20 protein-coding genes are annotated in these 25,116 nt (G+C 53.0%); 10 read left to right on the top strand and 10 right to left on the bottom strand.

Going from position 1 to position 25,116, the window contains the following annotated elements:
• The first annotated feature begins 18 nt into the window (after positions 1-18).
• Entirely contained in the window at positions 19-804 is a 786-nt protein-coding gene (locus NFC81_RS06885; protein WP_304996792.1) for a cytochrome c biogenesis protein CcsA, read from the top strand.
• Positions 805-817: 13 nt separating this feature from the next.
• Here NFC81_RS06885 and NFC81_RS06880 read toward each other — a convergent pair whose 3' ends face one another.
• Complete coding sequence (locus NFC81_RS06880) at positions 818-1,306, bottom strand: GNAT family N-acetyltransferase (protein WP_304996791.1); 489 nt, start codon at positions 1,304-1,306, stop codon at positions 818-820.
• Positions 1,307-1,565: 259 nt separating this feature from the next.
• On the opposite strand from NFC81_RS06880, the gene NFC81_RS06875 reads away from it, so the two are divergent.
• Positions 1,566-2,834: an HlyC/CorC family transporter gene (locus NFC81_RS06875; protein ID WP_304996790.1), complete on the top strand. Its 1,269-nt coding sequence runs from the start codon at positions 1,566-1,568 to the stop codon at positions 2,832-2,834.
• Positions 2,835-2,948: 114 nt separating this feature from the next.
• Positions 2,949-3,560, top strand: coding sequence for a Yip1 family protein (locus NFC81_RS06870; RefSeq protein ID WP_304996789.1), 612 nt, complete (start codon positions 2,949-2,951; stop codon positions 3,558-3,560).
• 149 nt (positions 3,561-3,709) lie between these two features.
• Here NFC81_RS06870 and tyrR read toward each other — a convergent pair whose 3' ends face one another.
• From tyrR to NFC81_RS06850, 4 genes are all read right to left on the bottom strand, one after another.
• Positions 3,710-5,254 (bottom strand): transcriptional regulator TyrR, encoded by a 1,545-nt coding sequence (gene tyrR, locus NFC81_RS06865; protein WP_304996788.1) that lies wholly within the window; start codon positions 5,252-5,254, stop codon positions 3,710-3,712.
• 119 nt (positions 5,255-5,373) lie between these two features.
• Positions 5,374-6,438, bottom strand: a complete 1,065-nt coding sequence (locus tag NFC81_RS06860; RefSeq protein ID WP_304996787.1) for an MJ1255/VC2487 family glycosyltransferase — start codon at positions 6,436-6,438, stop codon at positions 5,374-5,376.
• A complete protein-coding gene (locus NFC81_RS06855; protein WP_304996786.1) occupies positions 6,435-6,968 on the bottom strand; it encodes a phosphatase PAP2 family protein in 534 nt (177 codons plus the stop codon). The genes NFC81_RS06860 and NFC81_RS06855 overlap by 4 nt, the downstream gene beginning before the upstream one ends.
• Before the next feature lie 124 nt (positions 6,969-7,092).
• Positions 7,093-7,551, bottom strand: coding sequence for an HIT family protein (locus NFC81_RS06850; protein WP_304996785.1), 459 nt, complete (start codon positions 7,549-7,551; stop codon positions 7,093-7,095).
• Positions 7,552-7,709: 158 nt separating this feature from the next.
• Between NFC81_RS06850 and NFC81_RS06845 the strand changes: the two genes are divergently transcribed.
• Together NFC81_RS06845 and NFC81_RS06840 are read left to right on the top strand one after the other, a co-directional pair.
• Entirely contained in the window at positions 7,710-8,831 is a 1,122-nt protein-coding gene (locus tag NFC81_RS06845; protein WP_304996784.1) for a GNAT family N-acetyltransferase, read from the top strand.
• Positions 8,828-9,247 carry a VOC family protein gene (locus NFC81_RS06840; RefSeq protein ID WP_304996783.1) on the top strand — a complete coding sequence of 140 codons (420 nt, stop codon included), beginning with the start codon at positions 8,828-8,830 and terminating at the stop codon, positions 9,245-9,247. Before NFC81_RS06845 ends, NFC81_RS06840 begins: the two co-directional genes overlap by 4 nt.
• Before the next feature lie 45 nt (positions 9,248-9,292).
• On the opposite strand, the gene NFC81_RS06835 is transcribed toward NFC81_RS06840, so the two are convergent.
• Positions 9,293-11,296: a methyl-accepting chemotaxis protein gene (locus NFC81_RS06835; protein ID WP_304996782.1), complete on the bottom strand. Its 2,004-nt coding sequence runs from the start codon at positions 11,294-11,296 to the stop codon at positions 9,293-9,295.
• 337 nt (positions 11,297-11,633) lie between these two features.
• Positions 11,634-12,404, bottom strand: coding sequence for a transporter substrate-binding domain-containing protein (locus NFC81_RS06830; RefSeq protein ID WP_304996781.1), 771 nt, complete (start codon positions 12,402-12,404; stop codon positions 11,634-11,636).
• A 605-nt stretch (positions 12,405-13,009) separates the two neighbouring features.
• On the opposite strand from NFC81_RS06830, the gene NFC81_RS06825 reads away from it, so the two are divergent.
• The 5 genes from NFC81_RS06825 to pepQ all read left to right on the top strand — a co-directional run bounded on the left by NFC81_RS06825 (position 13,010) and on the right by pepQ (position 21,619).
• Entirely contained in the window at positions 13,010-14,728 is a 1,719-nt protein-coding gene (locus NFC81_RS06825; protein ID WP_304996780.1) for a proline--tRNA ligase, read from the top strand.
• A 105-nt stretch (positions 14,729-14,833) separates the two neighbouring features.
• Positions 14,834-15,232 (top strand): CBS domain-containing protein, encoded by a 399-nt coding sequence (locus NFC81_RS06820; RefSeq protein WP_304996779.1) that lies wholly within the window; start codon positions 14,834-14,836, stop codon positions 15,230-15,232.
• A gap of 165 nt (positions 15,233-15,397) precedes the next feature.
• A complete protein-coding gene (locus tag NFC81_RS06815; RefSeq protein WP_304996778.1) occupies positions 15,398-18,445 on the top strand; it encodes an FAD-binding and (Fe-S)-binding domain-containing protein in 3,048 nt (1,015 codons plus the stop codon).
• Positions 18,446-18,888: 443 nt separating this feature from the next.
• Complete coding sequence (locus NFC81_RS06810) at positions 18,889-20,238, top strand: class II 3-deoxy-7-phosphoheptulonate synthase (RefSeq protein WP_304996777.1); 1,350 nt, start codon at positions 18,889-18,891, stop codon at positions 20,236-20,238.
• A 76-nt stretch (positions 20,239-20,314) separates the two neighbouring features.
• Positions 20,315-21,619, top strand: coding sequence for a Xaa-Pro dipeptidase (pepQ, locus tag NFC81_RS06805; protein ID WP_304996776.1), 1,305 nt, complete (start codon positions 20,315-20,317; stop codon positions 21,617-21,619).
• Between the two features lie 117 nt (positions 21,620-21,736).
• On the opposite strand, the gene NFC81_RS06800 is transcribed toward pepQ, so the two are convergent.
• Genes NFC81_RS06800 through deoC form a run of 3 tightly spaced genes read right to left on the bottom strand, consistent with a single transcriptional unit; the run spans position 21,737 to position 25,116 of the window.
• Positions 21,737-22,957, bottom strand: a complete 1,221-nt coding sequence (locus NFC81_RS06800; RefSeq protein WP_304996775.1) for a phosphopentomutase — start codon at positions 22,955-22,957, stop codon at positions 21,737-21,739.
• 26 nt (positions 22,958-22,983) lie between these two features.
• Positions 22,984-24,306 carry a thymidine phosphorylase gene (deoA, locus tag NFC81_RS06795; protein WP_304996774.1) on the bottom strand — a complete coding sequence of 441 codons (1,323 nt, stop codon included), beginning with the start codon at positions 24,304-24,306 and terminating at the stop codon, positions 22,984-22,986.
• Entirely contained in the window at positions 24,307-25,116 is an 810-nt protein-coding gene (gene deoC, locus NFC81_RS06790; RefSeq protein ID WP_304996773.1) for a deoxyribose-phosphate aldolase, read from the bottom strand.

Genomic DNA, 25,116 nt, shown 5'->3' with positions numbered 1-25,116 from the left:
GAATTCAGAGGTATTACTGTGCTCGCTTTACCCGCCGCCTTCATTTATGGCCTCCTGGCCTTGTCTCAATGGCGACCAACAGCGCTATTTTCCAACAAGTGGTTTATTTGTGGAGCACTGACTATTGCGGTGGTTTTACATACCCTTGGATTAAAACAAGCCATTTGGGTGTCTGGCGGACTGGACTTAGGGCTATTTAAGGCCTTGTCGGTCGTCGCACTGGTGATTGCAGTGATGTTGTTACTGTCGCAATTGCGCGATTTCCAAGTAAACTTGGGCCAGTGGCTCTTACCGGTCTGCACCGTTGCGGTTTTGGCGGGCATCTTTATTGAAAGCCCTTATCAAGCTCGATCGTTCTCGTTCGGCGTAACCCTGCACATACTGTTTGCCCTACTTGCACTGGCCGTGTTCAGCGTCACCATGGTATACGCCCTACTGCTGCGCACACACGACCGAGCATTAAAGACTCATCACTTCTCTGCCCTTACCAAACGCTTGCCACCGCTGCAATCCATGGAAAGCACACAATTTAAGTTGGCGTGGATTGGCTTTACTCTGCTTACACTGGCAATGCTGATGGGCTTTATCTTCGTAGACAACTATTTTGCACAACATCTGTTGCACAAAACGTCACTGACCCTCCTGTCATGGCTTTTCTTCGCCGTGCTGTTCATCGGACACCACCTATGGGGTTGGCGCGCTCTGATGACGCTGCGCTGGTTCACCGCAGCGTACATACTGTTGTTGTTGGCGTTCTTTGGGTCGAAATTTGTATTGGAAGTGATTCTACAACGCACTGCCTGAGTGCTGCCGAGGTTCATTGCGTGCGCAATTGCTTGTGCATGATGTAGCTATCGACGTAGCCCAAGGTGCCGTGGCGATAGGCTTTGGGCAAGGTGCCGATGATTACAAAACCGAGCTTCTGCCACAGTTTCACGGCCACCTCATTGGTTGCGACCACAGCGTTAAACTGCATCGCCTCAAAACCCAAACGCACGGCAATATCTTGCGAATGCTCACACATCTGCCGAGCAACACCCTTACCTCGCGCCGCATCGGCCACCATGTACCCGCAATTACACACATGATTACCCGGCCCCATGGCATTGGGTTTGATGTAATACGACCCCAAAATCTGGCCATCATCTTCGTATACAAAGGTCTTGGTCGGCGTCACACACCACAGTTGATAGGCGTCTTCAATGCTCATGGTGGGATCGAACGCATAAGTTTCTTGAGCCTTTATGACGGACTGAAAGGTAGGCCAGAACAACTCAAAATCAGCTTGGGTGATCTCTCTTAGCACTGAAAAAACGCTCCTCTGTATAGGATTCAAGGCATTTGCATTTACATCTATTCATTACGCTGCCACTTTAGAAAGTCCGCCGACTGCCTTACGCCTCATAATCAATGAATCGCCAATCAACGAGCTTGGCGATGTCCTTACCCGGACCAATATTAAACCCGTTAAGAACAACCTATACTATCAAATCGACATTGGCTTGACATTTTATCCGTCGCGCCGTACAAACCCGTTGTGTCCAACAGAAAGGTTTAAAATCTCCTTGAACGAGGTTCCCATAGGGCTGCTATTTGCCGCTCTCGCTGCGCTACTTGCCATATCCGCCTTTTTCTCGAGTTCTGAGACAGGCATGATGAGTCTGAATCGCTATCGGTTAAACCATCGTGCCGACAGTGGTGAATCTGGCGCTCTTCGTGCGCGCCGTCTATTGGATATGCCCGAGCGTTTGATTGGCGTGATTCTGATTGGCAACAATCTGGTTAATATTGCTGCCAGTGCCATTGCGACCATCATCGCCATCCGGCTGTACCCAACACACCAAGATCTCGCCATTGCCACCGCTACCGGTGTGCTGACACTGGCCATTCTTATTTTTTCTGAAGTAACGCCGAAAACCTTAGCGCAAAAGTTCCCTGAGCGCATTGCTTACCCGGCGTCGCTGTTGCTGTTACCGCTGTTGTATATTTTGTACCCTGTCGTCGTGGTGGTGAACTGGACATCACGCGCACTCATTGCGTTGTTTCGTATACCCTTTGACAGCAAAGACAACCACGCCCTGAACTCTGAAGAACTGCGCACCATGTTGCAGCAGTCTGGCGGCGCACTGGCGACGTCTCGTCAAAGTATGCTTTTGGGCATTCTTGATCTGGACAACGTAACGGTTGAGGACATCATGGTGCCGCGTGGCGAGCTGGCCGGCATCAACCTGGACGACAGCATTGAAGACATTCGCACGCAATTGAACGAAACCCCTTACACACGCTTGCCGGTGTACAAGGGCGATCTGGATAAAGTGGTGGGCATCCTACACATTCGTGACGCAGCAGAGTTTCTTACCAGCGACAAGCCATCGCGTGTGATGTTATCGCGTAAAGCGAAAGACCCCTACTTCGTACCAGAGACGACACCACTGCAAACGCAGCTGTTCAACTTCCAGCGCACCAAGGTGCGCATGGGCTTGGTGGTCGACGAATACGGTGACGTGCAGGGTTTGGTAACGCTGGATGATATCTTGGAAGAAATCGTTGGTGAGTTCACCACTGATGAGGCAGACAACACCAAGGACATTCATCCGCAGCGAGATGGTACATTCATCATTGACGGCACGGCCAGTGTTCGTGAAATCAACAAGGCTTTGGATTGGAACCTACCTACCGATGGCGCCAAAACGCTCTCTGGCTTGATCATAGAAGAACTGGAAGACATTCCCGACGCCACGTCGAGCTTACGCATCGGCGATTATCGCGTTGAAATTCTGCAGGTCAGCAATAACACCATCACGGCGGCGCGGATCAGCAAAAAACGCAGTTGATCCAGATCACTGTATAGTGCACCTTTCTTTGCAGGCATTCTTGGCGCTGCCTATAATCGGCTCAACGACAACAACAAATGCCGCTGAATAAGCAGCAAACAAGGAGATCCGTGCATGATCCTCAATCACCTCTGGGGCTTGTTTACCCGGCCAGATCAGGAATGGGAAGCTATTCGTCAGGAACCCAATACCGTACAACGGCACTTCCTGACGCACACGCCATTTTTGGCGGCCTTGCCAGCGCTGGCTGCGTACTGGGGTGTAACACGGGTCGGCTGGTCATTCGGTGAACGCGGCATCATTGAAGCCCTGACGCCCGCCAGCGCATTGCAGCTGTGTGTGATGTTCTATTTGGCGACCCTCGCTGGAGTTTTTATTCTCGGTAAATTCATCGATTTTCTGTCGATCACCTACCAAGATGAAGACCACACACCACGCGGTGTAGCACTGGCTACCTACACCTCGATCCCGCTGTTTTTAGCCGGTATCTCAGCTGCTTACCCTAACCTGTGGTTTATGATGTTTGCCGCATTTGCTGGCTTAACCTACGCGGTTTACTTGCTATATGAAGGCACGCCTATCCTGATGAAGATTCCAGAAGGGCGAGGCTTCATGTTCGCATCCTCCATCGTCACCATCGGCTTGGTGATGTTTGTCAGCCTAATGGCTATTACGGTGATTTTCTGGTCGGTTGGTGTCGGCCCTGAGTACACCACGCTGAATTGAAGGCCTGGCTAGCAACTGCTCCTCTGCAATTGCTCTGATCGTAAACCGTAGGGCGGTGTGTTTACACCCGCCTATCCTCCAGCGGGTATAAACACACCGCCCTACCTCCTAGACATAAAAGGGTACATAGGTGCCCTTTTTCGTCGTTTCTAACCCCGCCGACGCCCGATATTGTACTCCCTCAGCTTATTTGCCACCGCCGTATGCGACAAACCCAAACGCTTGCCCAACTGGCGAGAGCTGGGAAACGACGGGTACAGAGCGCGCAACAACTTGGCCTCAAACTCCTTCACCGAGCTTTCCAACGTCCCTTCAAATTCTGACACCTGCACCGACATAGCCGCTGACGTTTCTGGAATATCCAGATGACGTGGTTCTATGATGTCCTCTTCGACCATCGACACGGCACGATACAGGGCGTTCTCCAACTGCCGTACGTTCCCCGGCCAGTTCTGCTGCTTGAGCAGGTTGAGGGTTTCGTCACTCATGGTGACGAAGCGCCGACTGGTTTCTGCAATGCGTTGGACAAAATGTCGGGCCAACGGAATGATGTCCGCACGACGATCACGCAATGGCGGCAGGTTAAGCGTTAATACATTGATGCGGTAATACAAGTCTTGCCGCATGACGCCCTGATCCACCAACGCAGACAGGTCTTTCTGCGAAGAACACACAATGCGCAAATCTACCGACTGCTCTTCTTCGGCACCAACTTTGCGGAAACTACCTTCTTGCAGCACACGCAACAGTTTAGCCTGGATACTGAGTGGCAGGTCGCCGACCTCATCCAAAAACACCGTGCCGCCATTGTATTTCTCGAATATTCCTTCGTGCGCAGCCATACCGGGAATGGCACCTTCGCATACCCCAAACAGCTCGGTTTCCGCTGCCTCTGGTGGCATGGAGGCGCAGTTTATTACCGCAAAAGGTTTGTCACGGCGCAGGCTGAAGTTGTGGCAGGCACGCGCCATCAAGTCTTTACCGGTACCAGTTTCACCGGTGATCAACACCGGCGCGTCCAACACCGCCATGCGGCGAGCCTGACGAATCAGTTCACGCATGGACTTACTCTCTGCCACCATGGCAGAAAATTCACTTTGCGTTTGACTGTAGGTTTGCATTTGCTTACCGAGTCGCGTCGGCGACTTAAGCGTGATCACAGCCCCTGCAAACTGCTGACGACCGTGATCATCCGGTATATAAACTGGGTAGATGTCAGCCAGAAAGGCCTGCTTGGCCACTTGCACAAAAGCGCTTTCATGCTGATGGTTTCCGTCGCGCAGCCATTTGTTCAGGTTGAAGCCGCGCAGGTGTTTACGCAGCCCTTCGCCACGTAAGCTCATGGGATCAGCTTGTAAGGCTGCACCGGCTGCGCGATTAGCAATCTGAATACGACCGTTAACATCCAAGCTGATGACAGGTTCAGGTAGGGTCGAAAGCAGCACCTTGAGTTCTTCTTTTTCGCGCTCCATGGGCATGAAGGACACGGTACTGACATCGTGTACACCATCAATGTGGCGCAACTGCGGCATAATTTGTTGGAATTGATCAAACGCCAGCGTTGGAATGCTCAGAAAAATCTCACCCTCAACATGAGTTTCAATGCCTAGCAGGTCGATTTCATTTTGAACGAGACGATCTAACACCTCCTGGGCAATCCCCAAGCGGTTTTCACAAAGAATGTGTATGCGCATAAGTCTAAGTCGATTCTATAGTTATTTTGTAAAACATTATTTACAAAGATCGACTTAGACTCAAGCCTTTTGGCAAAAATAGTTTACTGAATAGTCAAACCTCTTGCTATACGTTCTTATCAGGTGATCAAGTGGGTGTTATTGGCCTTCATGTGTGTCCCAAAATCTACCTGACGCCAAAGGCTATTCACCAAATTCTCAGTGCCACTCCAGTCACCGGAGGCCACCCACTGTGCCACAGCATCAGCCACGTCTGGATAACGAATCTGCACGCACGGCGCAGTGCGCATCCAATGCAAAATCAGCTCAGTCGTCAGTTGATTTGCCGCCGTTCCATAACCCAGTTCTTGCAACGCCTTTGCATTGGAAGCCTGCTCCATCTGCCCGTGCATAGGCTTCACCAAGATGCGTCTTCCGAGCTGCAGGGCTTCACTGGCCAACTCAAAGCCAGCGTTACACAATACCGACTGGCACGCCTGCAACTTCTGTTGAAAGTTATCGCGGCCAAATGGATGTATCTCAATATTGTCTTGCACACCAGGCGGCAAAGCATCGGTGAATACATGAAAACGGTAGTCGGTTATCGGCTCCAGCAAATCCATGATATCAGCGGCCTCTTCAAACGGCAGATACACCAGTATTTGGTCAGAGTCAGCCTCTTGTGTCTCCGCTGTCGGGTGCATCAGGGGTGGCAAAATAGGTGAGTTAAAATGGTGCCAATGTGCCCCCAAGCTGATGGATGCCGGGGCGAACCATTTCATGACCTGCTGAGCCGCCCAAGAGTCGCCGGCTTTTGGAATGTCAAAAGGGAAAGCGTACTGATGCCCGATGCCAATGCATGGCTTGCCAGAGCGACGCGCAGCCCAAGCAGACACCGGCTCAAAGTCAGTGAGCACCAAATCGTAAGGCGACAGGTCCAAGGTGCGCACATCACGCACCAACTCTAACAGATTCGCCTGCAACACCGTTTTCGGTAGGTTAACGCGGCCGCGCTCTATGGCGAATGTCAATCCTCGCCGCACGTCATAGCGCCCAAAGGCATCCATATCGAACAGTTTCTCACGAGACCGACCGGTAAACAGGAAATCTACCTCTACACCCCGACGTGCCAGTGCTGGCTGCATGGCGCGAGCGCGCGTGATATGGCCGTTCCCTGTTGCCTGTACACCGTACAATATCTTCATAAACCCATCATCCCAATTGTCCACCATGCTGTGGCACTGCCCATCACCGCACCCACCATGGTATCGGTCGGGAAGTGCACACCCAGAAAAACCCGCGAGAACGCGATACTTGATGCCCAGATAAACCACACCACCGTGAATTGTGGAAACAGGGTGGCCATAAAGGTCGCGAAGAGAAAGGCACAGGATGTGTGCCCTGAAGGGAAACTGAACTGATCTGACGGCCGAATAAAACTGCGAAAATCCACCAACGCCTCTTGTGGCCGATTGCGCTTGAAACCTTTTTTGATGATGAGGTACAACACACGCTCAACGGCAATGGCTAGCAGCATGGCGTTAGCCCATGCGGTCGTAAACCCGTCATAAAAGAAATACAGCACCAAAGCAGCTACAAGATACATCGGTCCGTCTGCAGTGCGTGACAGGTGGCGACTCAGCCACGTTATGCGCTCGCGCCGCTTGCGGCCCATGCACCATGTAAAGGTACGTACATCAATTTGATGAATGCTGGCGAAGATAGTCTTGGTCATGTCTGGACTCCTCGATAGTCGCTTTAGCAACTATGCGCAGGGGTCGTGACAGTGTGATTTCAGGATGATGAAGGAAAGATGAAAAGTGGCAGGAATAGATAACTTTTATCTATTCCTGCGCGCCTCAAAACTCTGCGGGTTTGAACGTACTGGTTTGAAACGCTTTCTGTAAGCGCAGTACGCGATCTTTTAGCTGTGCCGACGTATAGCCGCGTGGCGCCACCCGGCCCCATACGGGGTCTGGCCAAGCCGGATCGGTGTGCTTGCGCACCACATGGTGAATGTGTAACTGCTTCACCACGTTGCCCAACGCCGCCACGTTCATTTTGTCGGCGGAGAATTCTTTCGCTAGACACTGCGCGACGAACGACGACTCCCAAATAAGCTGTTCTTGGTCATCGGTGTCTAATTGATAGACCTCCGACACATGCTCCCTTTTGGGCACGAGGACTATCCACGGGTAATTGGCATCCTTCATCAGAAGCACGCGACACAACATCAAGTCACCGACGTGTGCACAGTCGGATTGCAAACGATGATCCAACTCAAATGCACCCGAGTCTTTATCCGTATTTTTTTCCATCGGGAATCTGAACCTCCACATATCACTGTACAGACAAATGCATTGCCGCCGCAGTATAGCGGTAATTATGCTGTTATTATAGCCGACCACGGCAGTGACCTAGGTGATCTCTGTTACCGTACATCAACCCATCACCTCTGGGAGCACATAAACACCCCATGAACTGGTCTCTAAATGCAGCCCAAACTAACTCGACCGATCTTCCACAGCCCAGTAGTAGCAATCCGTTTCTAACTGAGGTGTTTCTGTCTGTTCTTGCTGAGTCTGGCAGCGTGACGGTCGATACCGGTTGGGAGCCGACACACGCGCGACACACAGATGGTTTGTTTATGCCGGTGTACCGCAAAGACCATTCCTATGGCGAGTACGTTTTCGACTGGAGCTGGGCGAACGCTTACGCGCACAGTGGACTGAATTATTACCCCAAGCTGCTGACCGCCATTCCCTACACGCCGTCACAAGGCCCGCGTATTCTGGGCGACTGGCGGCCAGAGCACCTCGCCGAATGGACTGCACAGCTGCCAGACTTGTGCAGAGACACCGGTTCCAGTGGCTGGCATATTCTCTTTCCCGAACCCGAACTGGCACAACAGTTTAAGAGCCCAGACTACATATTACGCCAAGACTGCCAGTTTCATTGGCAGAACAAGGGGTATCGGGACTTCCATGACTTCCTCGACAATATGACAGCACGGCGCCGTAAGACGGTGCGCAAGGAGCGACAAAAAGTGCTTGCGCAAGGTGTCGAGCTGCGCATGATTGAAGGTGTGGATATGACATCAGACTGGCTGCGGCAGTTCTATCTGTTCTACCACACCACCTATTTGAAACGCGGACGCACCGGCTATCTGACTGAATCATTTTTTACGTTGCTCCAGTCTCGGATGGCGCAGCAAACCGTTTATGCTCTGGCCTTTCGCGGTGAAGAATTGATTGGTGGTGCGCTATTCTTTAAGAGTGATGAACGTTTATTCGGCCGCTATTGGGGCGCCCTTTACGATGTCGACTGCCTGCATTTCGAGGCCTGCTATTATCAAGGCATCGAGTATGCCATCGCGCACGGACTGCGTGTATTTGACCCTGGGACCCAAGGTGAACACAAGATACCGCGGGGCTTTGAGCCAACCCCAACTTTCAGCGCGCACTGGCTGGCCCATCGTGAATACCATGCTGCAATCGCGCACCACATGCGCCACGAAAGAGCACAAGTGGAAGCCTATATAGCCGAAGCACGCACTCTGCTACCCTTCAAATCAGACATCTACGGAGAGCAACCATGAAGTATCTACACACAATGATTCGCGTGAAAGACCTCGACGCGGCGCTGGATTTCTTTTGCACCAAACTGGGACTGATTGAAACGCGTCGTAAAGACAGCGAACAGGGTCGCTTTACACTGGTCTTTCTGGCAACCGAAAAAGGCGCACCCGAGATCGAGCTGACCCACAACTGGGATCAGGAAGAAGAATACACCGGCGGGCGCAATTTCGGGCATCTCGCCTATGCGGTCGACAACATCTATGAGACCTGCCAGCACCTGATGGACAGCGGAGTGACGATCTTGCGCCCCCCGCGCGATGGATACATGGCATTCATTCGCTCGCCGGACCAAATATCCATTGAGCTATTGCAAAGAGGTGAGAGCCTACCGCCGCAAGAGCCGTGGCTCTCTATGCCTAATCAGGGCTCGTGGTAGATAAAAAACTACTGCACCGGCCCTTGCGGCGTAAAAAGTTACTGATCAATCGTCGGTCTGGAAGTGCGAAACACTCGCTTGCAGGCCGTCGGCAGTTTTTGCTACTTCCTCGAAAGACCGTGAGTTGTTCGAGACATTTTCCGATACCTGACTCGCGGACTCTGCAATTTCTACCACGTGCTCGCTGACTGACTTCGCCACCATGCTTTGCTCTTCCGCAGCCGTTGCGATCTGATGCGCCATCTGATCAATATTGGACAGTCCCGCCAACATTTCCTGCAACGAAGCGGCCGTAGTTTGCGCTTGCAGAACTACCTCATCCGCCTTAGCGTCGTTACTGGTCATGTGATCGACGGCGGCCGATGCTTTTTCACGTAAACGCTGCACCATGTTATCAATGTCTTCTGTGGAGCTGCGCGTGCGCTGGGCAAGTGTTCTTACTTCGTCCGCCACCACCGCGAAGCCTCTGCCCTGTTCACCTGCGCGCGCCGCTTCAATCGCCGCGTTCAGTGCCAACAGGTTGGTTTGCTCAGCAATACCCTGGATCACGGTGACGATTTCACGAATCTGCTCACTTTCAGAACTCAATGAGTTAATGACTTCAGACGACTCTACCAGAGAGTCTTTCAATACGCCGATCGCCTGAACGGCCGTATCCATCTTCTGCTGGTTCTCTATTGCGCGCTGATTAACCGACGAAACCTCTTCCAAGGACGTTTGAGCCGACCGCGCCACTTCGGCAATCGCAGCCTCCATCTCAGTCACTTCCGTCGCCATCTGGTCCGTCTTACCTTGTTGCTCAGAGACCAGGTCACGCGTTGTGCGACTGTTTGCAACCACTTGGCGCACAGACTGATCAACCGACTCACTGCCCTCTCTGATCTGCGTGACAATGGTCCGCAAATTCCGAACGACGCTAATCATGCTGGTTTGAATACGCCCAAATTCATCCTGACGTATCTTACCAAAGCGGGGATCTTCCAGCGAACCCGCCTGCAGGCGATCCAGCGCGGCCAAAATCGTATTTAACGGCAGACGAATGACGCGTGACACACCGAATGCCACGACCACGGCAATCAATAATGCAATCACCGTCAGTATCCACATAACGCGCTGGACGGTTTCTTGAGTACTCAATGCTTCGGCACTGGCACGATTGTTGGCAGCTTGAACGTCACGCACGAGCGCCCGATAACCCATCAATGCATTGTCGACATACTCTTCCATTTCTGCCAAATCTTCACGGCGGTCTATGTTGGCCTGTATTAATTGAGTCTGCAGTGCGTATGCCCCTGAATCCTCATTGACCAAACGTTGCAAGGCTTCAATATAAACCTGTAAATCGCCACGCACGCGCTCTTCTTCTTCACCAATGGCTTCCAGCATACCCAGAATTTCATCAACACGGCTGTCTTGCTGCAAGGATTCAAAATTGACTTGTTGAATGGTCTCCAAGGTCAATAGGCGAGACACCGAGGTGTCCATTTCCGAACCCAAACGGCGTACATAGGGAACAAAGAATCCAATCAGGTCGTTGTCACGCAAAAGAAATTCCATCGACTCCAAGTCGCTGTCAAAGCGCGACCAGGTATCTGTGAACTCGCTCAACAAATCGCGCAGGGCGCGATCATTTGCAATAAAAGTAATTCGGGCCGGGAACTGAAAGGAAGCAATTTCTACAGAAGCACGTACGTCTTGCACTGCTTGATCATAAACTGAGGTATCGAGATTTCTGGTCAGGCCAGTATCTGCAACATCCTGCACCGACGTTTCCCATGCCACGATTTGCCCATCGAACGTACCAAACAAACGATCCAGCTCTTCTTGCGAATCCGCTGCAACAAACTGAGTCACTACTCGATTTAACAGCAGCAGACTTTCAATTTGGTCATTCAATGCTTGCCGCAAGGGCACTATGCGCTGATCAATGGTGTTGAACTGTTCTTTTACTGCCACCTGACCACGCCAAGCATACATAGCGTTCACTAAGTTGATTGCCACCAGAACGGCAAAGCCTAAGACTATCCGCTGGACTACAGACAAATTCATGCAATTTCCTCCCACATTAGTGACGCTATCGACAGCTCACACTAAAACTTAATGCCACTTGATGCGTGCGTGAATTATTTCCTGCACTTCAAAAACCACTATCGCTCATAAAAAACCACAGAAACACTGCAATTCTAAACCGAGGTGACGCTTATCATAACTACCAACAACTGCTCCTCGGCAATTGCTCCTGCATTGCACTACCTCCGGCTTCCATGCCGTCGTGCGTTGCTGGCATACCGGCCATCCATGGCCATAAAAAAGGCCCTATTCAGGGCCTTTTCCGTTTACAAACATCCGTTTGCTGTAACAAATCAACTACATTATAGCTGATAAATTAAAGCATGATGTCGTAGTCGAAGTACTTTTCACGGATTTCCGTGTATGTGCCGTTTTCTTTCACACGACGCAGGCCTTCATTGAAGATGTTAGCCAACTCAGTGTCGTTGCGACGGAACGCTGCGCCAACACCGTTACCGAAGATTGACGCCGGAGACGTTACACGCTCACCCACTGCAGCATAGCCTTCGTGGTTCAGGATGGTTTCTTCGCCCACTGGGAAATCCAAGAAGATAGCGTCGATACGGCCGCCACGCAGGTCAGCTACCAAATCATCAGCGGTTGCATAACGACGAACTTGAACAACGTTTCCGAACAACTCAGTGACGTAGTTGTCTTGAATCGTCCCACGCTGAACACCTACACGCTGACCTTGCAAGGTAGACTGGTCAGCAGGGTTGATGCTTGTACCTTCAGCAGCAAACCAAGCGCTGGGCGTCGTGTAGTAAGGCTCAGAGAACAACACGCTGCGGGCACGCTCTTCTGTGATGCTCATTGAAGAGAAGATCACGTCATAACGACGAGACAACAGACCTGGAATGATGCCATCCCATGCCTGAATAACCCACTCGCAGCTCAGGTTCATTTCTGCGCAGACGGCGTTACCCAGTTCCACTTCGAAACCAGTCAGCGAGCCGTCAGGCAACTGCCAGCCGAATGGCTCATAAGGCGTATCAATGGCGATACGTACGCTGCGTTCTTGAGCGCTAGCGGTCAAAGCCAGACCCAAAGCCAAAGTACCGGCAACGGTTTTCATTAATGTTTTCATGTTGTTCCTCGTTTCTTTTTTTGTTCGATCACTTGATCGCATTTTTAATTTTCCGACTCGTATCGAAAGAGCTTTCGACAGTTACACCACCAAACGCCCTCTCGATACAACCGAAACTGGGGCATGCTGATGATGCTATTCGTCGAACCACTCACTGAGGGCATAACGACGCGCAGGAGACACCATGACACTTTCTGACCCTAAAGGACGCGAATATTGGTGTTTAGCAAAAAACTGCATGAGGCTAACCCTTGTTAGTAGTTATTCTGAGTTCATTCAGCCTTACTGAGAAAACTAGACTTTTCTTCAGCTCGGTTAAAGTTTTTATTCGTAAAAGCTTTTCAAATGTCGCTAACGTTATAAATACGCGCGCACTAGTGACGCAAATTTGAAAGCAACGCACCATCATAGTGCATACTAATGTCTTTGTCTCTTCGCAACCCTCCCCAATGTGCGGTTCACGCATCGCTTTAGAGCTGCAAAGCGAATAACGTGCCAGAAAACCAGCAATAAGCTAACGGGTGGTTCTAGTCACACCCTCTAGACCTAACGTACAATGCCTGACTTAGACTTCTAACACAGCTTTTCGGAAAGGACATTTTTCCATGCGCTCCAGCCGCTATCTCACAGCCACAGTAAAAGAAACACCCACCGACACCGTCGTTATCAGCCATCAGCTTATGCTGCGTGCCGGCATGATCCGTAAACTGGCTTCCGGCTTATACAACTGGCTACCAACCGGTTTACGCGTGCTCAGAAAAGTAGAACGCATCGTCCGGGAGGAAATGGATCGCTCGGGTTCGATGGAAGTGGTCATGCCCGTGGTTCAGGATGCCGACCTCTGGAGAGAATCCGGTCGCTGGCAGGATTATGGCCCTGAGCTGTTGCGGATCAATGACCGCCACGGCCGCGAATTTGTCCTTGGGCCGACGCACGAAGAAGTGATCACCGATTTAGCGCGCAACGAACTGACCAGCTACAAGCAACTGCCGGTGAGCTTTTATCAGATTCAAACCAAGGTGCGCGATGAAATTCGCCCTCGATTCGGCGTCATGCGCTCGCGGGAATTCATCATGAAGGATGCCTATTCTTTCCATCTTGGTGAAGACAGCCTAGAAGCCGAATACCAGAATATGCACAACACCTATTGCCGCATCTTTGATCGCCTGGGTTTAGACTACCGCGCCGTACAGGCAGATTCTGGGTCTATTGGTGGTTCTGGCAGCCAGGAATTTCACGTTTTGGCCGATTCCGGCGAAGATGACATCGCGTTCAGCACCGAGGGCTCATACGCCGCCAACATCGAAATGGCCGAAGCCGTAGCCTTGGGTGAGCGCGCGGCACCTTCTGCAGAGATGGAGAAACGTCCAACACCCAATGCCCGCACCATTGCCGACCTCGTTAATGACTACGGCATGCCGATCGAGAAAACGGTTAAAACACTGGTGGTTAAGGCCTCCGACGAAGTGGGTGAAGACCTCGTAGCCTTATTGGTACGTGGTGACCATGAGCTGAACGAAATCAAAGCAGAAAAATTACCTGAGGTAGCTGTGCCACTGACCTTCGCAACGGAAGAAGAAATCCGTGCGGCCTTCGGTGCAGGCCCCGGATCTCTGGGCCCTGTGGGCCTCGACTTGCCGGTAATTATTGACCGCAGTGTAGCGCTGTGCAGCGACTTTTCAGCCGGTGCAAATGAAGACGGCATGCACTATTTCAACATTAACTGGGATCGTGACTTACCTCTGCCGCCCGTCGCTGATTTGCGTAACGTAGTGGCTGGCGACCCAAGCCCAGACGGCAAAGGTGTGCTGGAAATTCGTCGCGGCATTGAAGTCGGCCATATTTTCAAGCTGCAGGACAAATACTCCGCAGCCATGAAAGCGCGTGTATTGGATGAAAACGGCAAAGATCAAACCATGCTGATGGGTTGCTATGGTATCGGTGTGACTCGAGTCGTCGCCGCTGCCATTGAACAAAATCACGACGAGAACGGCATCATCTGGCCCGACAGCATCGCGCCCTTCCACGTGGGTATTGTGCCGTTGAATGCACACAAGTCGCCTGCCGTAATGGAAACCGCTGAGCGTCTGTACAAAGAGCTGAGTGATCTTGGCATTGAAGTGTTATTGGATGACCGAGACAAGAAGACGAGCCCCGGCGTGAAGTTTGCCGATATGGAACTCATCGGTATTCCGCACCGTGTGGTGATCAGTGATCGCGGTTTGGAAGCTGGTCAGGTGGAATATAAGTTCCGCCGCGCGAGCGACAAGGAAGACTGGCCGCTGGCCGATGTCGTAGCGCGCTTGCAGGAGCGCTTGGCGTAGCGGGTTATTTACGCGTTTTTTGGTCGATGATGGTTTGCTCATAAGGGCCATTTTGGGTCTATACTGAGACCACACTCAGAAGAAATGACACAAGGAGTGCCACGCATGACCGTAGAAGCCAAAACCGTTGCACAGTACATGATCACCACGCACAAAACCGTGCGCGAAAACAGTACGGTTTCAGAAGCCGTACATCAACTGCTTAAGGCCGGATTGCCGGGCTGTGTGGTCGTTGATGCTCTGCACCATCCCGTTGGTTTTTTATCCGAGCAGGACTGTTTAAGACAAATGCTAGAGGGGCGCTATCACCAATCAGATTCAGCATTGGTGCGTGATGTAATGAGTCAGACCATTATCAGTGTGGCGCCTGATATGAGCATTGTTGAGTTGGCCCAAATGATGATTCAACCCAAGCCGAAAATTTATCCGGTCATCGACAATGGCAAATTAGTCGGCGAAATTCGTCGTTCCGACGTACTGCGCGCATTGTCTGAGTCACGGTAGCTTTCAGCTTCTGGAGCGGGCGGCTTCGCTCCGCCCTTTGCCGTTCTTTCAAAACAGCGACACCGCGATTGTGGAAAGGGTGTTTTTAGCTGTTCCCTCTGGGCGTTGCGGAGCAACTTCGCTAAACTACTTGCCCTTCAAATCTAGTTCGAGTGGCCAGAAGTAATGTTACCCAAGCTGTCGGAACTCAATCCTGTTCAACAGGAATACCAATCCTACCTGCACGCCGTAAAAGCGGCCGGTTTCAGCGGCGAGCTGGCACCGGACTACGCCATGCGTACGGTACTGTCGACCGACAACTCCATTTATCAAGTTCTGCCACAGGCGGTGGTGTTTCCGCGCAGCGCCGAAGACCTTCAGATTCTGACCCGCATCGCCAACACCACGCCCTTCGAAAACATTGTCCTAAGTGCGCGCGGCGGCGGCACGGGTACTAACGGCCAGTCGCTCACCGATGGCATCGTGGTTGATCTGTCACGACACATGAATCAGATTCTGGAAATTAACGCCGAAGAACGTTGGGTACGGGTTCAAACGGGCGTGGTAAAGGACCAACTGAACGCAGCGTTGAAGCCGCACGGTTTGTTCTTCGCGCCTGAGCTGTCCACCAGTAACCGTGCCACCATTGGCGGCATGATCAACACCGACGCCAGTGGCCAAGGCTCGGTTGCTTACGGTAAAACACGGGACCACGTACTGGAACTAACAACCGTGCTGGGCGATGGTAGCCTGCTGCACAGCCAAGCCATGTCGGATGTTGACTTGGAAACCTACTGCGCAAGTGACCGTCGTTCCGGCACCATACATCGTGTCGTCAAAGAGATTTGGGATCAGCATGAAACCGCCATCAAGGCTAAGTTCCCGCCGCTGAATCGCTGCCTGACCGGTTACGACCTCGCACACATTCGAGACGACGAAGGCCGCTTTAACCTGAACAACATTCTCTGCGGTTCAGAGGGTACCCTTGGGTTTATCACCGAAGCCAAGTTGAACTTGCTCGTCGTACCTAAAACGTCAGCACTGGTGAACGTGTTTTACGACAGCTTTGAAAGCTCCCTGCGCGACGCCCAGTCTCTGATGTCGCAGAAGCCCACCTCGATCGAAACCGTCGATGATGTAGTGCTGAACCTCGCTAAAGGCGACATCGTTTGGCACAGCGTAAAAGAATTTTTTCCGGACACCGTGGGCGATATTCAAGGTATAAACCTGGTCGAATACACCGCCGACAGCGAAGAAGAACTGAACAACAAGATCAACGGGATGGCCGCGCACCTTAACAGTGTGCAAGGTCAGCCAGGTATGCCCATCGGCTATACCATCGCACGTGGCACCGAGTCCGTAAACAAGATCTGGGGTATGCGCAAAAAGTCCGTTGGCTTGCTGGGTAATGCCAGTGGTGAAGCGCGCCCTATCCCCTTTGTCGAAGACACCGCCGTGCCACCGGAAAATCTGGCCGACTTCATCATGGAATTCCGCGCAGTATTGGATGGCAACAACTTGAAATACGGCATGTTCGGTCATGTTGACTGCGGCGTGCTGCACGTTCGCCCCATGATCGATATGAAAGACCCCGAACAAGCGCAACAGGTTCGGATCATTACCGAGCAAGTGGTCGCGCTGGTGCGCAAATACAATGGCCTACTGTGGGGTGAGCATGGCAAAGGCGTGCGCTCCGAGTTTTCGCCGGAATTCTTTGGCGACCTCTATCCGGTATTGCAGCAGGTCAAACACGCCTTTGACCCACGCAACCAGTTCAACCCCGGGAAAATCGCTACCGCCAACGACGACATTGCGTTATTAAAAATCGACGAAGTCACCACCCGTGGCGACCTAGACCGCACCATCCCCGTGCAAGTGTGGGATCAGTTCTCCGATGCCAACTACTGCAACGGCAACGGCGCTTGCCATAACTGGAATCCCGACGACTTCATGTGCCCGTCGTGGAAAGCCACACGTGACCGCCGTCAAACGCCAAAAGGTCGCGCCTCACTGGTGCGCGAATGGCAACGTCAGTTGGCCGAACGTGGCATAAAAACCACCGACCTGACCGAAGCTGCCCGCCGTCAGAACACCCTATTGAGTCTGCCCGGCAAGGCCATGCGCACCTTGGCCGACACATTCAACCGGCGGCGCGGTGAGGTCGACTTCAACCAGGAAATTCATGACAGCTTCGCGGGCTGTTTGGCCTGTAAATCCTGTACCGGCCAATGCCCGATCAAGGTGGATGTACCCGAGTTCCGCTCGCGCTTTCTCGAGATTTACTACAGTCGCTATTTGCGCCCCCTTAAAGACTATTTCATTGGTAGTTTAGAGTACGTCATACCCTACTTTGCGCCGGTGCGCAGTCTGTACAACGTACCCATGAACTCAGCGCCAGTGAAATGGCTGTTGAAGAACGTCGCAGGTATGGTTGATAGCCCACTGTTGAGCAACACCAATTTGCGTCGTGAAATGACCAAGCGCGACATCCAGTGGGCCAATGCCCCCACCCTGTCCAGCCTGAGCGCCGAAGAAAAAGACAAAGCTGTGATATTGGTCCAAGATGCCTTCACGACCTTCTTCGATACCGACACCGTTCTTGATGTCCTTTCAGCCTTGCAGAAGCTCGGCTTTCACCCTCTTGTCATGCCATTCCAGCCCAATGGCAAACCACTGCATGTGCATGGCTTTCACAACGCGTTTGCGCGCGCCGCGAAGAACCATACACAATGGCTAAAAGGCTTATCCGCTTTTGATGTACCTTTTATCGGTGTCGACCCCAGCATGGCATTGACCTTCCGGTCAGAATACCGCAAATTACTGGGTAAGGATGAGGTGCCAGAAGTACTATTGATTCAGGAGTTTTTAGCCCAGCGCTTGCCCGTGGCAGGTCTACTAAAATCCGACGAACCCTACTACCTTATGGCGCATTGCACCGAAAGCACCAATGCTGCCCCAAGCATCAAACAATGGCAGCAGGTCTTCGCCTCGCAAGGCTATCGCCTTGAAATCCTCAGCACGGGTTGCTGCGGCATGGCAGGTACCTATGGGCACGAGACACGCAACCGGCAAAACAGCGAGTCTATTTACGATCAGTCATGGCGTCGTCATGTGGAAGACCCAGCAAAAGCAAACCGACTCGTGGCGTCAGGTTACTCCTGTCGCACGCAGAGCAAGCGGCTCTCAAACACCGCGTTGCCGCACCCGATGAGTTTGCTTAACCAATTGCTATAGAAAGCTCTTGATGTACAGTCATAGCTGTACGATGAAATACCGGTCATGTTGCTCAGAGGGCCTAGGGGCTAGTGTTGGGACGCCGTAAACCCGTCCATGGGGGCTCGTTGCGGACGTCCTGTCCGCAAACGCCCACCACTAGCCCCTAGGCCCTCTGACAACTGACCTGAAGCCCTCAATTTAATACAGTCTGTAACTGCACCACTAGGTACTTTCGCAATCGGTGCTTAGACTTGATGATTAACTGTAATTGAGTGGTTAATTCTTTTGGTCCTTCTGGGGGTGCCTCTAAAGGGGCGTATGCGACCTGGATGGTCGCATCCGAGCCCGCATGGATGCGTTCACGGCGTCCCCGTAGAGGCACCCCCAGAAGGACCAAAAGAATTCATCACGAATCACCTGTAAAGCGGACGAAAAAACCGCATTCAAATCAAGGAGCAAGAATGACCAGTTGGACCCCGAGTAGCTGGAGAGAGAAACCGGTTAAGCAGATGCCGACGTACCCGGATGCCGCTGCACTGGCAGCCGTGGAAGAACGCCTGCGCACCCGCCCACCCATGGTATTTGCTGGCGAAGCCCGCCAACTGCGTGCCGACCTGTCTGAAGTAGCACAAGGCAAAGCCTTCCTACTGCAAGGCGGCGACTGCGCCGAAAGCTTCCAAGAATTTCGCGCCGACAACATTCGCGACACCTTCAAAGTACTGCTGCAAATGGCCGTTGTACTCACCTTTGGTGGCCAAAAGAAAGTCGTCAAAATCGGCCGCATGGGTGGACAGTTCGCCAAGCCACGCTCCGGCGACATGGAAACCATCGACGGCGTCAGCTTACCCAGCTACCGTGGTGACATCATCAACGGCATCGGCTTCAACGCCGAAGAACGCACCCCCGACCCAGAACGCATGTACAAAGCGTACGAACAGTCGGTCGCCACCGTCAACCTACTGCGCGCCTTCGCCCAAGGCGGCCTCGCCGACTTGCACCAAGTGCACCAATGGAACCTCGGCTTTGTCGACAAAACACCGAACTCCGAACGCTACCAATCGCTTGCCAACCGCATCGACGACACCCTATCGTTCATGAGTGCCTGTGGTATCAGCCCCGACAACACACCGCAGATCCGCGAGACATCCTTTTATACCTCGCACGAAAGCCTATTGCTGCCTTACGAAGAAGCCTTCACACGGCAAGACTCACTGACCGGCAACTGGTACGACACCTCAGCACACATGCTGTGGATCGGCGACCGCACGCGTCAGCCCGACGGTGCCCATGTAGAATTCGCTCGTGGCATTCACAACCCAATCGGCTTGAAAGTCGGCCCTACCACCAGTGACGAAGACTTGATCAAACTGGTGCAGATACTGAATCCGAAAAACGACCCCGGCCGCCTGAACCTCATCGTGCGCATGGGCGCCAGCCAAATCGCCGAGCACTTCCCTCGCCTACTGCGCCTGGTGCAAAAAGAAGGCTTCAACGTCGTCTGGTCATCCGACCCCATGCACGGCAATACCATCAAGGCCAGCAATGGCTACAAGACTCGCCGTGCCGAAGATGTCCTGTCAGAAGTAAAGCAATTCTTCCAGATACACCACGCCGAAGGCACCTACGCCGGAGGGGTACACTTTGAAATGACGGGCCGGAACGTGACAGAATGTACCGGCGGTGCTTTCGACATCACCGAAAGCGATCTCGCAGACCGCTACCACACGCATTGTGATCCTCGGTTAAATGCCGACCAAGCGTTGGAGCTGGCGTTCTTGATCGCCAACGAACTGAAGTCGTTACGTCGCTAATAGGGCTCGACCACGCACCCGGCTACTATGCGCCGGGTGTCTTTAGAGCGATCACAACTGACTGGGATACGTTTCGATGCAATACTACGCTGAGCACCTCGCCACACTGACCAAACGCTACCAAACGGCACTGGCTGCCACCGGCTTTGATACCCTAGTGCTCAGCTCCGGCAGCCAAACCTATTATTTCGAAGACGACCACGCCCATCCATATCACCCCTACCCCTTTGTGCAACAGTGGCTGCCTTACCGCCCTGCACCAGATACGTTCTTGGTCATCAGTGCGACAGAAAAACCACGTCTGATCTGGCCCGCGAAGCAAGACTTCTGGCACATCACACCCACAGAGCCCCAGGGTGAATGGACACGCCATTGGCGCATTGAGGGCGCTACCCAACTGAAAGATTGGTTACCAGGATTGAGCAGCGGCCATGTGGCTTGGATAGGCGCAGAACATCCAGCTCTGAGCGACATAGATATCGCGATCACCGTCAATCCTACGGGTCTTAAGCGCGCGCTCGAGTACGACCGTGCCTACAAGACGGACTACGAGATCAACTGGATGGTCGAAGCCACAGAGCGCGCTGTTCAAGGTCACCGCGCCGCCGAACAGGCGTTCTTGGCGGGTGAATCCGAACTCGATATCTATCGCGCTTATCTGATGGCGAGCGGCCAACGTGAAATCGACGAGCCTTATCCGGGCATCGTTGGCCTAAACGAGTCGGCGGCCATTTTGCACTATGAAAACAAGCAAGTTCGGCAAGCGGAAAACAACCGCACCCTGCTGATCGACGCCGGTGCCCAAGCCAACGGTTATGCCAGTGACATTACGCGTACCTACACCCGCGACCAAGGGTTGTTCGCGGACTTACTTGCTGACGTCAACACTCTGCAACTGGATATAACCAGCAAAGCCATTCCGGGCATGGCGTTTCCTGACTTGCATACCGAAACGCTGCGTGGTGTGGCGGATATTCTGCAGCGCCACAAGTTATGTTCGCTGTCGGTCGACGAGCAAATGGCAAAGCGCATTCCTCAGGTCTTCTTCCCGCATGGTTTAGGTCATTTGCTGGGCTTGCAAGTGCATGACTCAGGCGGTCACCAGATAGACGCTACCGGCACGCTGCAAAAACCAACCGCTGAAGCACCCTTTCTCCGTCTGACACGCACGCTGGACGTAGGCATGGTGATCACCATTGAGCCTGGGTTGTACTTTATTCCGATGCTGTTGAAGCAAATGACGGATACCATCGAGCAGCATGGGTGCAATCTGGCGCTGATTGAGCAGCTTTTGCCGTACGGCGGCATCCGCATTGAAGACAATGTGTTGGTGACGCAGCAGGGAAATCGTAATTTTACGCGTGAAGGTTTCGGCGCCTGACTGCGGGTGTGTGCTAAGTACAGAACAGCATCCGCCCTACGGGATTGGTGGTTTTGGGCCGTAGGAGCGCAGCCCTCTGCACGAATCTTACACATTCGAACGACACACCCTCCCGGGCTACAAAAACGAATCACCGTACGCCAAGGGCGCAAGATCCAAATGCCGCGCAATGCTCTGCCCAATATCCGCGAAAGTCAGACGTTCACCAATGTTCCCGCCTTCTAAGCCGGGGCCAAAGCAGATCACCGGGACGTGCTCGCGCGTGTGATCACTGCCCGGCCACGTCGGGTCACACCCATGATCGGCGGTGATAAACACCCGATCACCGGGTTTTAATTCCGCTTCTAAACGCGGCAACATCGCATCGAATTGTTCGAGCGCGGCTGCATAACCAACCACATCGCGACGGTGTCCGTAGTAGCTATCGAAATCGACGAAGTTCGGGAAAATGATCGAGCGATCCGGCGCCGTGCGCACCGCCTCCAACGTCGCTTCAAACAGCGCTTCATTGCCGGTCGCTTTAATGGCCTGAGTGATGCCATCGTGAGCGTAAATATCGGCGATTTTGCCGATGGATATGACTTCTCCACCCTCTTCCTGCAACAGCCTTAAGACGGTTTTTGCGGGCGGCATAACCGCCAAATCACGTCGATTGCCCGTGCGCTTGAACGTCTCAGGCGTGTCACCTAAAAACGGCCGCGCAATCACGCGACCGACATTCATATAACGCTCGTCCAACAGCTCGCGTGCCGCCTGACAAACATCCAACAAGCGCTGTAGCCCAAAATGCTCTTCGTGCGCAGCGATCTGGAACACACTGTCGGCCGAGGTATAAACGATGGGTTTCCCGGTACGAATATGCTCTTCGCCCAGTTTCACCAGTATTTCTGTACCGGAGGCATGGCACTCACCCAGCACACCGGGAATACCCGTACGCTTGATCAGCTCATTAATGAAGTCTTCAGGAAAGCTTTTTTCCGGCGCGGTAAAGTAATCCCAATCAAACAGCACGGGCACACCGGCCATTTCCCAGTGTCCACTGGGCGTGTCTTTCCCGCTGCTCAGTTCACGTGCATAACCGTAGAGAGCGTCGACTGGGCCATTGTAGTTCAAACCAGCCGGACGCTGCCCGGCGCTGTCTTCCGCCAACAAGCCAAGGCCTTTGCGCTCTAGATTAGGAATATTTAACACACCGGAGCGGCCGACATCGGCGTCGCCAGCGGCACACACGCGCGCTATGCTACCCAGAGTATTGGCTCCTACATCACCAAACTTTTCGGCGTCTGCCGTGTGGCCAACACCGAAGGAGTCCATCATCAGAATGATTGCACGCCCCATGAAAACACCTCTCAGTTACGACGTTGTTAGGTCGCTTCAATACAACGATAAATGACCGGGTTACTGGGCCCGGTTTGCGTACTCACAGTCACGCTGTTCAATAACAACTCTTTCGCTTCTTCCGCTTCCGCCTCTGTACGCGCATGGATCATGGCTAACGGGCGACCCGCATCAACGGTGTCTCCCAGCTTCACCAACGCACTCAAACCGACAGAATGGTCTATGCGATCTTCCGCACGCGTGCGGCCACCGCCCAGGCTCACCACCACCAAACCTACATCACGCGTTTGCATAGTCGATACTACGCCTGCCTCGCGCGCGAATACAGGTACCACGACCGGCGCTTTGGGTAAATATTTCGTCGGTTGTTCAATGAAATCGGTTGGTCCGCCCAAACCCGCGACCATTTCTGCGAATTTCTCAGCTGCCGCTCCACTGTCCAAGGCGTTATTTAGCGCTTGCTGAGCACTTTGCTCATTGTCGGCAAGTCCGCTCAACATCAGCATTTGTGCACACAGGCCCATGGTCACTTCGTGCAAACGCTCGTTACGGTGCTTACCCGTCAGATAGTCCACCGCTTCCAACATTTCCACCGCATTACCTGCCGTCGAACCCAGCACCTGATTCATGTCGGTAATCAGGGCTGAGGTGCGCACACCCGCTTCGTTGGCAACGGTCACAATACTTTCAGCCAACTCTGTGGCCTGCGCAAGATCCGCCATAAAGGCGCCGTTGCCGCACTTTACGTCCATCGACAATGCTTGCAGACCCGCGGCCAGCTTTTTCGCCAATATTGACGCGGTAATCAATGGGATCGACTCGACCGTCGCGGTGACATCACGCGTGGCGTAGAAACGTTTGTCCGCGGGCGCCAAATCGCCGGTCTGACCGATGATCGCCACACCAACATCCTTTACTACACGGCGCAACGTGCTCAACGTAGGCGCACAATTATAACCAGGAATGCTCTCGAACTTATCCAACGTGCCTCCAGTATGTCCAAGGCCACGCCCGGAGATCATGGGCACATACCCACCACAAGCAGCTACCATGGGACCGAGCATCAAGCTCACCATGTCGCCTACGCCACCCGTCGAATGCTTATCCACCACCGGGCCAGGCAGTTTAAGATCATCCCATTGCAGTACCGAACCGGAATGCTGCATTGCTTGGGTGAGCGCCACACGCTCGTCCATGTTCATACCATTAAAGAAGACAGCCATGGCAAACGCAGCGATTTGCCCTTCGGTCACGGTGCCGGACGTAATACCACGTACAAAAAAATCTATTTGCTGTTTTGATAACGCCTTACCATCACGCTTAGCGCGAATAATTTCCTGCGGCAACATTCAGTACGCTCCTGAGGTGACCTGGTCGGTCGAAAGGTTCAATTCATCCAATAGAGCGCTCAGCAGTGAGCTGGTACCAAAGCGGAAATACTCCGGAATAAGGCGCTCTGACCCCACAATTTCTTCTACCAAATTCATATACACCAAGGCATCGTCCAATACCTTAACGCCACCCGCTGGCTTAAAACCCACGCCACGAGGTTGGCTGGCAATGGCTTGCAACATCACCTGCGCCGCCTCGGGCGTGGCATTGACCGGCACCTTACCGGTTGATGTCTTGATGAAATCCGCTCCGGCCGCCATGGCGATTTCACTGGCCTGCATGATCTTGATGCTGTCTTTCAACTCACCGGTTTCCAGTATCACCTTCAATTTCACCCGTGTGCCACATTCCGCTTTGCAGGCGGCAACGATGTCGTGCCCAATCTGCGTATTGCCCTCCAGAAACGCCTGATAAGGAAACACCACATCCACTTCATCGGTCCCGTAGGCCACACATGCAGCGGTTTCAGCGACCGCTGCGCTGAGGTCGGCACGGCCGTGTGGGAAGTTGCTCACGGTGGCAATACGCACCTGCGAACGACCTAAACGGCGCAATTCGGCACGCGCAAAGGGTATAAAGCGCGGGTAAATGCAGATGGCCGCCACCGACAGCTCATGACCTTGGGCGTCTTTATGTACAGTTTGTGCACACAACTTAGCGATGCTTTCTTCCGTATCGTTATCGTTCAAGCTGGTCAGATCCAGCAGGCTCAATGCTTTTCGGGCTGCAGCCTGGCGCATATTCATAGTCACGGCATCCTGAGTCAT

Source organism: Salinispirillum sp. LH 10-3-1, assembly GCF_030643825.1.
In the GTDB taxonomy this organism is placed as follows: Bacteria; Pseudomonadota; Gammaproteobacteria; order Pseudomonadales; family Natronospirillaceae; genus Salinispirillum.
Note: the sequence above shows the minus strand (reverse complement) of the source record. Positions and strands in the feature narration are given on the sequence as shown.

Bases quoted from the DNA above. Each gene is read 5' to 3' on its own strand.
- NFC81_RS06870 (WP_304996789.1), top strand. From the start codon at position 2,949: ATGATCCTCAATCACCTCTGGGGCTTGTTTACCCGGCCAGATCAGGAA.
- tyrR (WP_304996788.1), bottom strand. From the start codon at position 5,254: ATGCGCATACACATTCTTTGTGAAAACCGCTTGGGGATTGCCCAGGAG.
- NFC81_RS06860 (WP_304996787.1), bottom strand. From the start codon at position 6,438: ATGAAGATATTGTACGGTGTACAGGCAACAGGGAACGGCCATATCACG.
- NFC81_RS06855 (WP_304996786.1), bottom strand. From the start codon at position 6,968: ATGACCAAGACTATCTTCGCCAGCATTCATCAAATTGATGTACGTACC.
- NFC81_RS06850 (WP_304996785.1), bottom strand. From the start codon at position 7,551: ATGGAAAAAAATACGGATAAAGACTCGGGTGCATTTGAGTTGGATCAT.
- NFC81_RS06845 (WP_304996784.1), top strand. From the start codon at position 7,710: ATGAACTGGTCTCTAAATGCAGCCCAAACTAACTCGACCGATCTTCCA.
- NFC81_RS06840 (WP_304996783.1), top strand. From the start codon at position 8,828: ATGAAGTATCTACACACAATGATTCGCGTGAAAGACCTCGACGCGGCG.
- NFC81_RS06835 (WP_304996782.1), bottom strand. From the start codon at position 11,296: ATGAATTTGTCTGTAGTCCAGCGGATAGTCTTAGGCTTTGCCGTTCTG.
- NFC81_RS06830 (WP_304996781.1), bottom strand. From the start codon at position 12,404: ATGAAAACATTAATGAAAACCGTTGCCGGTACTTTGGCTTTGGGTCTG.
- NFC81_RS06825 (WP_304996780.1), top strand. From the start codon at position 13,010: ATGCGCTCCAGCCGCTATCTCACAGCCACAGTAAAAGAAACACCCACC.
- NFC81_RS06820 (WP_304996779.1), top strand. From the start codon at position 14,834: ATGACCGTAGAAGCCAAAACCGTTGCACAGTACATGATCACCACGCAC.
- NFC81_RS06815 (WP_304996778.1), top strand. From the start codon at position 15,398: ATGTTACCCAAGCTGTCGGAACTCAATCCTGTTCAACAGGAATACCAA.
- NFC81_RS06810 (WP_304996777.1), top strand. From the start codon at position 18,889: ATGACCAGTTGGACCCCGAGTAGCTGGAGAGAGAAACCGGTTAAGCAG.
- pepQ (WP_304996776.1), top strand. From the start codon at position 20,315: ATGCAATACTACGCTGAGCACCTCGCCACACTGACCAAACGCTACCAA.
- NFC81_RS06800 (WP_304996775.1), bottom strand. From the start codon at position 22,957: ATGGGGCGTGCAATCATTCTGATGATGGACTCCTTCGGTGTTGGCCAC.
- deoA (WP_304996774.1), bottom strand. From the start codon at position 24,306: ATGTTGCCGCAGGAAATTATTCGCGCTAAGCGTGATGGTAAGGCGTTA.
- deoC (WP_304996773.1), bottom strand. From the start codon at position 25,116: ATGACTCAGGATGCCGTGACTATGAATATGCGCCAGGCTGCAGCCCGA.